Raw genomic sequence first — 11,848 nt, 5'->3', positions numbered from 1 at the left:
CTCCTTCTTTAATATTTTATTTTGAGCACTTTTCGTGCTCTTCGTGAGCAAAAAAAATATGATTTACGGAACAGTTATAATAATTCGCTAACCTGACCTTTATATCATCACGTGGTATTCTTTCGCCCTGTTCGTACATGGCAAGAGCTGATACACTTATTTCACATGCCTTTGCAACACTTTCTCGGCTCTTACCATTTCGTAATCCAATTAAAGTTCTGGCTATGGCCTCATTATTCAATATTTATCACTCCTTTCGTTTTAAAGCACGTTTCGTGCTTATTCTTATACTACATTACCACTATTCAAATGTCAAGCACGTTTTGTGTTTTTCTACTTTACTTTTCACACGTTTCGTGTATAATAAGAGTATAAAATTGAAAGGGGTGACCTAATGTCTGATTTTGCAAGTGTTTTGCGCTCATTGAGAGATCAAAGTGAAATGTCCCAGCAATCGTTGGCTGATTCTATGGGAATTTCAAAAAGTGCACTTAATATGTATGAGCGAGGTGAACGTCAACCAAATTTTGAAACCTTAGAGCTTATCGCCGATTATTTTAATATAAGCATAGATTTTTTACTAGGAAAAGTTGAATTTATTAATTGTCCGATATGTAACTTTAATTACAATCCTCTAAGTCAATCGGCCATATGCGAACATAATGAATTTCATCAAAATTATTTAACTGCTACAAGAGAGTATGGAAATATAATTCCTTATGAAAAACTCAACAAATTGCGTAACGAAAGTGTTATTCGTTTTAGAAAACATGATATAAATCTTGCTGAAAGAATAGATGCTTATGACGATTATCTGAAATATGATTACATGACTTATCTATGGAAGAATAACTTAAGTTTAGGCCTTGAAGATTTTGAAACGTATTGTAAAAAAGATATTGGGCTTGCCAGTACAAAAAAAGCATTAGATGAACTTGATCCAGAACTATATCCTAAGCTTGTTAATAAATATGGTGTTCAAGAAGATGAAAAATATCACAATCAATACGAAGAGGTTGATATTCCCATAATATTATGGTTTTACAATAAATTGAATGCATTAGGGAAACAAGAAGCAGAAAAACGAGTAGGAGAATTGGCTCAGATTGATAAATATACTAAAGATATTTAAATAAAATCATCACAGATATATAAATTGCAGTTCAGTAAAAAAGCCCCAGGAGCTGCGAACTCCCAGAGCTTTCAAATAGATGTAACTTATCAACCACAAGGGAAGACGATATACACCCAAACATCACACTTAGTATATCATCTTTTCCTTACTTAGTGAACCCTGAAACAGGTGTTCGGATGCTACATAAAGAAAGGAAAGATACCATGGCAAGTATAACAGCACGAAAAAATAAACAGGGAGAAATAGTCTCGTATCAAATAGAAGTCTTCCGGGGACGAGACGCCTCAGGAAAAAAATTAAAACCCTATTCTATGAATTGGAAAGTCCCAAAGGATTGGAAAGAAAAAACCGTTCAAAAAGAATTGAATAAGGTAGCTGCTCAATTCGAAAATGATTGTAAAGCCGGTTACGTTGCCAGCGACAAAAAAACCTTTGCCGAATATTCCGATTATGTAATGACTTTAAAAGAGCGAGATAATAAACATAAAACCGTTTTTCGTTATAGACAGCTTCTAAAACGAATAACGCCTGAGATTGGTCATGTAGCTGTTACCAAGCTGTCCAGTGCGGACTTGAATCAATTATACTTAAAGATGGGGGAATCTGGGCAGAATAAAAGGACTGGAAAAGGATTGTCACCTCAATCTATTATACACCACCACCGATTAATACATGCTATCCTGGCGCAAGCAGTAAAGGAAGGCATTATTCATTTCAATCCTGCAGATGGAGCCACGCCGCCTAAACAGCCTAAACATGAAGCTGACTTTTTTGAAATTGATGATGTAATTAGGATTCGTAAAGCATTACATGAGGAATCGCTAAAATGGCAAGCTATTGTATTCCTTTTAATCGACACCGGAGCTAGACGAGGGGAAATCATGGGGCTTAAATGGTCCTCCATTGACTTTAGCAATAATCAAATCAATATAGAAAACAACCTTTTATATACTCCGGACAAAGGGCTCTATTGTGACACTCCCAAAACAGGTAAAAAAAGAATTATTAACATTGCTCCAGAAATTGTGAACTTATTAAAGATATATCGCAAAGAACAGCTTAGATGGAAATTATCTATGGGGGATCAGTGGAATGATACGAATTTTTGCTTTACTCAGGATAATGGACTCCCCATGTATCCAGATTCGCTAAATACATACCTGTATCATATACAGGATAAATACAATCTTCCACCAATTCACCCTCATAAATTCAGACATACCCATGCAAGCATTTTATACGAACTGGGAGAGAATCCAATCACTATATCTAAACGTCTAGGACATGATCAAGTCAGTACCACACAGAACATGTATAGTCACGTTCTAAAGGATAGTGATAAAAAAGCAAGTGATAACATTGCAAATTTACTTTATAGGAATAAGACGGACAAAAAACGGACTTGCGGTGCAAAAACGGACTAAACGAGACCAAACGGCACAATATGAACAACTCAATAAATGCTTATAAAACCTAATGCCACATAATAAAACCGCTTAAAAACCGTTGATAATTTTATAACTCCAAAACCGTAAATGGGGGTTCGAGCCCCTCTTCCCCTGCTAAATGAATTTCAATAAAGAAGAGTCTGAAAGTCGTTGAAAACCAATGATTTTCAGACTCTTTTCTTTTTCCAACAGGACTTTAGGGCACTGATCCAGCCACCCTGGCTGAATCAGATATTTTCTCATATGAAATCATCCTGTTTCCCTCCTGCTCATAAACTGATCTCTTTACTTTACAACCTGGAATCCACCATATACATTTGCAAAATTTCATATAAATGTACAAATTCTTGAATTGATGCAAAATCAAGGGGAGCAGGAGGGAAAATTACAATCTATAGAAACACCTTGCGGTGATAACATGGATTTGCTCTATATAAAATGTTCTGAACATGCCATTAAAAAGCAAATTTCTTTTACAGTTATTATTTAATCATTCATTTCTTTTTAATTGCCAATTCAATGTGCAGTGTGCTGTATATGTACGTAATTATAAAATCCTCTAATTCCATGGCTTTTACACTCATCAGCTTTGAGTATCCGATTTTTACTAAGGCATTGGGATTTAATTTGTCCCTTATTTCCAAGCCGATTCCATAATCCTGCCGGACTACTTCTGCTTGTCTGATGGCTAAACGGCAATTAACCCCTTCTCCTCCCTTCCAGGTAAATATATTAATGATCATTTTACAGCCTTGGCTTCCCATAATTATGGACTCCATTGATTCTTTATTCATTACTCCCCTCCCAAATCGAACGTATGTTCTGTTTTATAATATACCATTATCCCGTCAAATAGTCAAGTCCTGTAGGAACATACTTTCTGTTATGGTTATTATATTATTATATTTATTTGTTAAAAAAACCGATTTAATCGGTTTTTTGCATTTTAAACTTAAAGCTTTCATAATAGCTTTTATACCGGAATCTGATATACTTACCTTCCAGGTTCAAACCATATTCTTTCCCATATTCTTCTATTTCTTCACACAAATTGCTGATCAGCCCTCTGACCTTATCATCAGCATAGAACAATTCGTCCATCTTATCAATGGATCCGCACTTCCTATACAGAAAATTAATAAATCCGGACCCGTAAAGATGGATCTTTTTAAAACCCGCTCCACTTATAAAACGGGAAGACATATTAATGAAATTGCTGTAATAATCCACAGAGGTTTTGTAGCTGATTACTTTAATAAAGCTTCCATCATATGCGTTTATTAGCTGGAACCTGCCCATTTTCCAGGTTTCATTATAGGTTACCACAGATTTGTGTAGATCATCTGACATGTTTATAGTAAATTCCGGCATATGGATCTGCCGGTTTTCCAGATCAACATCCTTAAATTTCACATTGTATAAATCCTGTGTTTCATTTACGCCTTCATACAGTATGCGGATAATGCAGGCGCCTACTTCTCTGTTTTTAAGCTTGTTGATTCCCTGTTCCAGCTCCGCCGGGGTGATATAAACATTATTGGCTACTGCATTGAGGATATTTTTGCTGGTCAGCTTTATGGAATCCAATGGATTGTAATCAGTAAGACCTTTTGAAATGCAAAAATGGTACAGCTTGCTGATAGCTGCACGTCTGATGTTTATGGTCTGTTGATTGTCAAATCCTAAATTGACAAATACTCTCAGCCAGTCTTCTTCTGTCATCAGCAAAAAATCTTTATCTGCTATTTCTGCAAATATTTTTTTTTGTATGTCGATGCCGTTTTCCTTACAGAGTTCCATTAATTTCTGATGATCCATACTGACCTCCGGTTGCCTCATTGGGATTTGTTTTTACTTTAACACAAGATTAACCGCATGTCAATATGGTTATTATATTTTTATGTAATCAGACCTTTGGCGGCACGTTTCTTCGCCGCCTGTACCCTTCCTGCTGTGATCAGCAGCTTCATAGCTTCGGAAACATACGAAAAGCCAATCACCTGATTTACACCAGATTACGATTAAGGATAGGCTAAGGTTAGGCTATGGGGATTTGCTATGAGGATTTGCTTTGACATTATAGCTTTTCCATGCTATAATCAAAAACAATTGAAATTACTCGTGAGGGAGTAGTTAGCGCTTAAATGCGTGACAAGTCAACATACTGACCAAGCGGTCTGGCTTGTCTTAAAAAACGAGACTCATGTATAACTGTTACGGTTATACATGGTCTTTATTTTTATAAAGCTCAGGTATGCTCGTAAGAGTTTTACCTGAGTTTTTTCATTTAAAACTTCTTGAATAATTGGAGGCTATAAAATGAGTTTACTTGAACTATTTCTGATTGCCATTGGCTTGTCGATGGATGCCTTTGCTGTTGCCGTCTGTATGGGGCTTTCTATGAAAAAGGCCAGCTATAAAAAATCTCTTATTGTGGGCCTGTACTTTGGAGGTTTTCAGGCAATCATGCCGCTGATTGGGTATCTTGCAGGCTCTCAATTTTCAGATGATATTATCGGTTTTGACCACTGGATTGCCTTTATTCTGCTTACTTTCATCGGCGGAAATATGGTCATAGGAAGCTTCAAAAAAGAAGGGTGTCCGGACAGAGAATGTCCAAATGAAACATGTACTGACAGAGAATGTCCGGAAGGAAAACGCCCGAATACAGAGGAAGTCTCCTTAAAGCCCTCAAAAATGTTACCGCTTTCCATTGCCACAAGCATTGATGCATTGGCCATAGGCATATCGTTTGCTTTTCTTCAAGTCAAAATTGTGCCAGCGGTTTCATTTATTGGGGTTACTACATTTGCATTGGCTATAATTGGTGTGAAAATCGGCAATGTATTCGGTGCAAGGTTCAAATCAAAAGCTGAACTTGCCGGAGGTATTATCCTTGTATTGATGGGGATTAAAATTCTGCTTGAGCATTTGGAGATTATAAACTTATAATGTTATCTCAAATCCTCTATAAAAAACAGTGGGGTTTTGGTTGCAAGTGATTATATGCGAATTGGCGCAAACCTGCACGGACACTATGCTTTTGGCTTGGAACCGATTTGCGGACAGGCAACAAAAAGCGAGGAATAGTGCCCGATTCGTGCCCACATTATCCGCGGACTTGTAAAAGTGATAAGAAGATATAACGAGATGCGAAAGAATCAAGGGATGAAAGGATAGATTTTTCTGGTTCAGTTTGTCACGCAGTAGAACGTATTTTTAAGGCTATGAATATAAAGCCCTGCCTTTGGTGTTTCTGTGCCAGCAAAGCCGCATAACCATGCTTCTTGGAAACGGTTCTGTCAGGTGACACACGCCCCATTCAAAGAGGGTGAAAGCATTTGCTGCTTTCACCCTCTTGATTCCCCGGCAAACAGAGACATGTGACACTGTCAATATCGGTTATTCTCTTGTTCACACACTTTTTTTCTGACTATAAACGCTTATACTATTGGCTTTTGGTGAATGGCCTAATAGCGTTAATTATGTTGTAATACCAATATAGGTAAGACATCCATCACCCCCGTATATACAGGAATATCGTGACTTTTTATAACAATGCAAAATGAGCACTCCCGAAAATTGATTTCATTTGGCATAAGCAAAAAGGGTGTCCAGCGGGGTCAAGCATAACTCTCCAATCATCAGAAAATTGCTCATCTGCGATTGTTGCTCCGCAATGGATTGCATATTGAACTGCTTCTTCCAAATTATTAACGGCAAAGTCCATATGCGCCATTTGCTGTTGAGTTTCAGGCTCTTGCGGCCATACAGGCGGTTTATACTCAGGATTCCGTTGAAACGTTATACCCGGATAAGCTCCCTGATCCGTTCCCGGCGCGCCTACACATGCCCATTTTTCATCATGAAACGGTATTTCCCACTTGAGCAACTTCGCATAGAATTTTGCCAATTCATAAGGGTCTATGCAATCCACTGTAAATGAGTACATTTTGATTTTCAGTTCATCATCCATCACACTAAAACCTCCTAATATTAATCATGACACCATTTTTGCTATTTACTATATCCTCACAAAAGTAATCTGCCTTTAAGTGTATTTCAAAAAGTCAAAAAAGTCAATCTACACAATCCTCCTAACGTCCGGCAATTATAACGTCTACGCAGAAAACCTTGATTTTAAGCCATTCTTGTGGAGTGCTATAAACATTTATGAGAACTTATAGGAAGATTTCCGTCTATCAAATCAATAAAAAAAGAGTAAAGAAATGGAGGCGGCCACACACAAGTGCCTTCCTTCTTTCGAGCGGCACATCCTCCTCCCCGGCTACGGGGCCGCAATTTCTTCATAAACCTCTCTCTCGCCCCACACCCTCTTATCTTATGGTCCTTATGCCAATGCAGGAACGGTTCCGCCTGCCTGTCTTTTTAACTTTCTCCTGCAAAGATCGTCCATTCAGAAACGAAATCGCAGAAATTTCAGAATGCCTCTTGACATATTAATATAATAACCATATAATGGCAGCATACTTTACCAATCATAGGGCTGAAAACAATTGATACTATAAATACCATTTTTAAGACCAAAGGAGGTGACACCATTAAATGACAGATATGAAACTAAACCACATATCTCATATCCCGTCCAGAGAAGAATTTCACAGGGAATATGCCGGTGAAATCACCGTAGAAGATTTCTGCACAGAAAAGACAAGAAGATGCAGAATCCCTCACTACACACATAACGAGCATATGGCGAAAAAGCAAAAGAAACCTTAAGCAAAACATAACAATATATCAACCATAATAGCAATACAACATGTCCGGGTATCAAAATATCCGTATATTTTATAATCGAAGGATGAGAGGTGAACCAAAATAGTTAAACAACAATCATGCCATAAATTCATATATAAATTATCCAGCAAAAGGTTCCATCAGTCAAAGTGGAATCTAAATCTTCCTCTCCAGTCTGCCATGCAGAATAAAAAGGATATAGTCGCTGTGAATGACAGCCAGATTCTCCGCTGGATATGCCAATTAAACGGAATCCACGATTTGGATGGGGAAGTGAAAAATATCAAAGCCGAATTAAGGCGGATTAAAAAAGAGCCGAAAAACAGGGAAAATAAAGATAAAATTGCAAAGCTGTACGATAAACTCTTCTCTCTCCAATATCAAAAAGATTATTTTTGTATGATCATGAACAGCGGCAGGGATTACGATAAGGCAAATGCCGGTTTTAAGATCAACGGTTATTCCTACCACAGGCTTCTTGGTACAAACGGAGGCATTAAAAAATCAACAATTACGTATGTTGGCAGCAATGTGTTTGAAGAAATTAAAAAACGCATGGACAACGGCAGGGACAAGACAAAAAAAATAGTTCCCGCTAAGTTAGAAGCCTACCAGGCTCTTATATGCAGCGGTTCTGTTCCGGTGACAATGCCCAAAATACTAATTGTAAAGGACTGCACAGTAAGATTCAACGAGGATGTCATACGGATAAACGATGAAAATGACGGAGAACCGGAACTTACCTATGAAAAGGACTATGAAATAGAATATTGCGATTCCGACGGATATGGCCTTATGTCACCGGAGTATTCCAGAATCGTAAACCGGGATTTATACGGAGAAGAATACAAAAACCAGACCATCTCCGGCATCAACACCAGATATGCCTGGACAAAGGGGATGCTGTTCACTTTTGATTTTGTGGAGTTTGCCAGACGAATCAATCATGGTACTTACATGGTAAAGGATGCATGGGGCCAGCAGAAAGATATCAGAAACTATGATGTTATTCTCACCACCTCAATGGTTAAGCTATGGGATTCCTATGACAGTCTGGAGCATTTTATCCAATGTTCACAAGAGAACCAGTATCAATTTTCTGTGACTAAAACCACCCCTCATAAGCTGGAAAATGTAAGAAATTCAAATTACCAGTTTTTGCAGACCTATGATTTCACAGAGGAAGAATTATACCGGCTCTGCAAACCTACCATAGACGAAATAACCGGTGCAATGGGGGGTGACTGGAGAAAAACCATTGTGTTTTTAAAGGGAATGTATCTAAATGAAGATAACGTGGATTTCATTGAAAATGATTTTATTAAGGCTCTTATGATTGATAAACGAATGCTTGACGATCCGTTTGTTATTAAAAAAATACATGGAATGATAAAAAAACGTATTGAAATGGCTGCCAAGGGCTCCATCCTTTTAAAAGGAAACTTTGCCATTGTTTCCGGTGATCCCTATTCCCTTGCCCAGTCCATATTGGGACTGCCTGTCACAGGGTTGTTAAAGCCAGGGGAAGTCTATCATAAATACTGGATCCATAAAGATTCTGAGGAACTCGCCTGTTTTCGTGCGCCCATGACCTGCCACAACAACATCCGAAAGCGAAAGGTGGTTCACAATGAAGAAATGGATTTCTGGTATCAATACATTACCACAGGAATCATTCTCAATTCCTGGGATACCACCTGTGATGCCCTTAATGGTGCAGATAAGGACAGCGACGCATTTTTTACTACAGACGATGAAATAATCCTGGAAAATACCCTTAACTCTCCTACGATCCAGTGCATGCAGCGCAAAGCTGAAAAGATCATTCCAACAGAGTCGGATATAGTACAGGCCAATAAGCTGGCTTTTGGAGACGAAATAGGCTCCACCACCAACAGAATCACCTCCATGATCGAACTGCAGTCCACGTTTGAAAAAGATACTGAGGAATTTAAAGCATTGAATTACCGCATTATGTGCGGACAGCATTATCAGCAAAATTCCATTGATAAGGCAAAGGGAATCCTTGCAAAGCCTATGCCAAGGTACTGGTATGACAAGGCCGCCTGCAATAAACTTCCTGAATCCACTGACAAGGAAAAAGAATTCAAGGAACTATGCTTAAGGATCGTCGCTGATAAAAAGCCATATTTCATGAGATATGTTTATCCTGATTTAATGACCCAATATCATAAGTACGTAAAGGATGCAGGCAACAAATGCATCCGGCTGTTTAAGATGACTCTGGCGGATCTGATAGTAAAACCCCATAAGACAATTCCGGAACAAGAATTCATGGAATATTATCATAAGCTTATGCCTGTGGGAAATCAGCCATGTACAGTAAACCGCATCTGCAAATTATTTGAAGATACCTTTAAGGATTATCCCAAGCAATGCACCATTCAAAAAACCTTTGATTATTCTATCTTAAAGTCAAATGTGGGATACGGCAGACAGGATTATAAAGAAGTAGAGAAAATCAAATCAGAGTACGATGATTATGTACGAGCCTATCAGCAGCAGGCAAAAAAACAGCGATTGGATAAGGAAGAAGTCAACGCCAACAGGGCTATCCTACTGCTGGAATTTAAACAGCTTTGTGAAAAAATATGTCCGGATCAAAAGGAATTATGCGATATCATCATTGATATGTGTTATTCAAATCCAAAATCCAAGAAGTTTGCATGGGATATGTGCGGAGGGACAATCATAGAAAACCTTCTTAAAAATAACAGCTTTATCATCAACTATCCTGTGAGAGTTGATGAACATGGAGAATTTGAGTTTTCCGGTGAGGAATTTGTAATGTGTAAAAAGAGATATAGAGAGGATGAGGAGTTATTATAATTTTAAATGAAAAAGAATATGTAGAAAGCATACTTGCTTCGGGAAAAATTGAAGCCAATCAATACCATACGTTCTTAAGCATATTATCCAGATACTGTCATTATGAGCTGGATTACGGGAAACAGCGGATCATAAACGAACTGAATGCCTTTATGGAGAAGCACTATCCCAGATACAATCCCGTTGACTGGACCTCATACATAGAAACATATGCAAATAGAGCAGAAAAATATCCCTTATGCCAGTGTCCGGGGATATGGATTACGGAAAATGAAATAAAAACCATTGAGAAGCTTTGCAGCAAAGTACTGGAAAGGCTGGCTTTTACTCTTCTGTGCCTTGCAAAATTCAGAAACTTCAGAAATCCCAATAATAATAGCTGGGTCAATCATGAAGACAGCGAAATATACAAACTGGCCTGTATTACTACCACTGCCTTTGATAAGGGGATCCGGTTTCATCAATTAAGGGAGCTTGAACTTATTGAGTATGCGGAAAAGGTGGACAATTTAAGCATTCGGGCCTTATTTGTTGATGATGACAGCGCCAATCAATTATTTATCAGCGATTTCAGGAAGCTTGGTTACCAGTGGAGGGCGTATAAGGGGGAATCCTACATTAAATGCGCTGACTGCAAAATACTGACCAGGAAAACCAGCAACAGCAAAAAATACTGTATCCTTTGTTCAAAAACCCATACCTCTAATAACAAAAGCCGATGGGATCTGGATAACAGAATCAAAAAAATCGAAAAATAGAAAATTCAAAAAATCTCCGGAACCCCTTGTATTTACTGGATTTTTTGAAGCCACATTTGGAAACTGTAATTTTCCTAACATGGATAGAGAATATGTACCGGTACGGGCGCCCGCCTCCCTATCTGAAAATACTGGAAGAAAGGAAAAACAAGGTTTCTGAACAATGAATCATGATATTTATCTGGACCTGATCACAGGAGATGACATTCCATTCAAAGATATTAAAATTCATCAGCCAACGCTGAGGGAAATAAAAGAGATCGGTGTAAACACATACAACCAAATCATGATGCCCTACACTCTCACCACGGATTGTTTTAAGGGGTCTGAAGGAAACGATCCTCTGAATTTATTGGAAGACGTACTTATAAAAAACAAAGAGTTTGCATCTTGTTTGGTATATTCTCTAGCAATTTTAGCAAATCCAAAGGATATCTTACTGCATGACAAATATCTGGAACTGGTATTTGAAGAAACAACAGGTAAACATTCATTTATTATAGATAAAAACAACTTCGATGAATTAGCAGATATCGTCCTTAAGATCAATGCCAATAAAAAAGTTGAAGTTGAAAAAACGCCGGAAAATATGTCTGACCGGCAAAAAGATATTTGGGAAAAGATGCAGGAAGGCAGAAAACGTCATAACAAAAAAAACGAATTACACCTGTTCGACATCATTAATATCTGCGAATTTGCAGGAAAATATCATATTCAAATATCAGAAATCATGAATTGGACCCTGTGGAGAATTATGAATTGTTACAAAGCAATTCTCAGTATGAAATCCTACGATGATAACTTGAAAATATGTCTTGTTTCCGGAGACGGAAAATCAATTTCAGGGGACAACCATTGGTATCCGCAATTAATGATCCGTGAATAATCGCGGATCATTT

General features: G+C 37.9%; 11 protein-coding genes. 7 read left to right on the top strand and 4 right to left on the bottom strand.

The genetic code is table 11. The annotated features are described in order from the left end of the window. Positions 1 to 16: 16 nt before the first annotated feature. Positions 17 to 241, bottom strand: a complete 225-nt coding sequence (locus tag ACYVD3_RS06720) for a helix-turn-helix domain-containing protein (protein ID WP_460641742.1) — start codon at positions 239 to 241, stop codon at positions 17 to 19. A gap of 153 nt (positions 242 to 394) precedes the next feature. Between ACYVD3_RS06720 and ACYVD3_RS06715 the strand changes: the two genes are divergently transcribed. Together ACYVD3_RS06715 and ACYVD3_RS06710 are read left to right on the top strand one after the other, a co-directional pair. After that, the gene (locus tag ACYVD3_RS06715) at positions 395 to 1,132 is read left to right on the top strand and encodes a helix-turn-helix domain-containing protein (protein ID WP_460641741.1); all 738 of its coding nucleotides are present in this window, start codon (positions 395 to 397) and stop codon (positions 1,130 to 1,132) included. Between the two features lie 206 nt (positions 1,133 to 1,338). Further along, entirely contained in the window at positions 1,339 to 2,559 is a 1,221-nt protein-coding gene (locus ACYVD3_RS06710) for a tyrosine-type recombinase/integrase (RefSeq protein WP_460641740.1), read from the top strand. Between the two features lie 518 nt (positions 2,560 to 3,077). Here the strand turns inward: ACYVD3_RS06710 and ACYVD3_RS06705 are convergent. Both ACYVD3_RS06705 and ACYVD3_RS06700 read right to left on the bottom strand, forming a co-directional pair. Further along, positions 3,078 to 3,377 carry a hypothetical protein gene (locus tag ACYVD3_RS06705; RefSeq protein ID WP_460641739.1) on the bottom strand — a complete coding sequence of 100 codons (300 nt, stop codon included), beginning with the start codon at positions 3,375 to 3,377 and terminating at the stop codon, positions 3,078 to 3,080. 133 nt (positions 3,378 to 3,510) lie between these two features. Beyond that, a complete protein-coding gene (locus ACYVD3_RS06700) occupies positions 3,511 to 4,401 on the bottom strand; it encodes a hypothetical protein (protein ID WP_460641738.1) in 891 nt (296 codons plus the stop codon). 501 nt (positions 4,402 to 4,902) lie between these two features. Between ACYVD3_RS06700 and ACYVD3_RS06695 the strand changes: the two genes are divergently transcribed. Further along, a complete protein-coding gene (locus ACYVD3_RS06695) occupies positions 4,903 to 5,535 on the top strand; it encodes a manganese efflux pump MntP (RefSeq protein WP_460641737.1) in 633 nt (210 codons plus the stop codon). Between the two features lie 598 nt (positions 5,536 to 6,133). Here ACYVD3_RS06695 and ACYVD3_RS06690 read toward each other — a convergent pair. Continuing rightward, positions 6,134 to 6,559: a VOC family protein gene (locus tag ACYVD3_RS06690; RefSeq protein WP_460641736.1), complete on the bottom strand. Its 426-nt coding sequence runs from the start codon at positions 6,557 to 6,559 to the stop codon at positions 6,134 to 6,136. Positions 6,560 to 7,149: 590 nt separating this feature from the next. Between ACYVD3_RS06690 and ACYVD3_RS06685 the strand changes: the two genes are divergently transcribed. From ACYVD3_RS06685 to ACYVD3_RS06670, 4 genes are all read left to right on the top strand, one after another. After that, positions 7,150 to 7,323 carry a hypothetical protein gene (locus ACYVD3_RS06685; protein ID WP_460641735.1) on the top strand — a complete coding sequence of 58 codons (174 nt, stop codon included), beginning with the start codon at positions 7,150 to 7,152 and terminating at the stop codon, positions 7,321 to 7,323. Between the two features lie 225 nt (positions 7,324 to 7,548). After that, positions 7,549 to 10,191, top strand: coding sequence for an RNA dependent RNA polymerase (locus ACYVD3_RS06680; RefSeq protein WP_460641734.1), 2,643 nt, complete (start codon positions 7,549 to 7,551; stop codon positions 10,189 to 10,191). A 152-nt stretch (positions 10,192 to 10,343) separates the two neighbouring features. Continuing rightward, on the top strand, positions 10,344 to 10,949 hold the full coding sequence (locus ACYVD3_RS06675; RefSeq protein ID WP_460641733.1) for a hypothetical protein: 606 nt from the start codon (positions 10,344 to 10,346) through the stop codon (positions 10,947 to 10,949). A gap of 163 nt (positions 10,950 to 11,112) precedes the next feature. Next, positions 11,113 to 11,835, top strand: coding sequence for a hypothetical protein (locus tag ACYVD3_RS06670; RefSeq protein WP_460641732.1), 723 nt, complete (start codon positions 11,113 to 11,115; stop codon positions 11,833 to 11,835). The last annotated feature ends 13 nt before the right edge of the window (positions 11,836 to 11,848 follow it).

The sequence above is a fragment of the Lacrimispora brassicae genome (genome assembly GCF_054772055.1).
Note: the sequence above shows the minus strand (reverse complement) of the source record. Positions and strands in the feature narration are given on the sequence as shown.

Coding starts and splice junctions, on each gene's coding strand:
- ACYVD3_RS06700 (WP_460641738.1), bottom strand. CDS start 4,401: ATGGATCATCAGAAATTAATGGAACTCTGTAAGGAAAACGGCATCGAC.
- ACYVD3_RS06715 (WP_460641741.1), top strand. CDS start 395: ATGTCTGATTTTGCAAGTGTTTTGCGCTCATTGAGAGATCAAAGTGAA.
- ACYVD3_RS06670 (WP_460641732.1), top strand. CDS start 11,113: ATGAATCATGATATTTATCTGGACCTGATCACAGGAGATGACATTCCA.
- ACYVD3_RS06705 (WP_460641739.1), bottom strand. CDS start 3,377: ATGAATAAAGAATCAATGGAGTCCATAATTATGGGAAGCCAAGGCTGT.
- ACYVD3_RS06710 (WP_460641740.1), top strand. CDS start 1,339: ATGGCAAGTATAACAGCACGAAAAAATAAACAGGGAGAAATAGTCTCG.
- ACYVD3_RS06690 (WP_460641736.1), bottom strand. CDS start 6,559: ATGGATGATGAACTGAAAATCAAAATGTACTCATTTACAGTGGATTGC.
- ACYVD3_RS06675 (WP_460641733.1), top strand. CDS start 10,344: ATGGAGAAGCACTATCCCAGATACAATCCCGTTGACTGGACCTCATAC.
- ACYVD3_RS06685 (WP_460641735.1), top strand. CDS start 7,150: ATGACAGATATGAAACTAAACCACATATCTCATATCCCGTCCAGAGAA.
- ACYVD3_RS06695 (WP_460641737.1), top strand. CDS start 4,903: ATGAGTTTACTTGAACTATTTCTGATTGCCATTGGCTTGTCGATGGAT.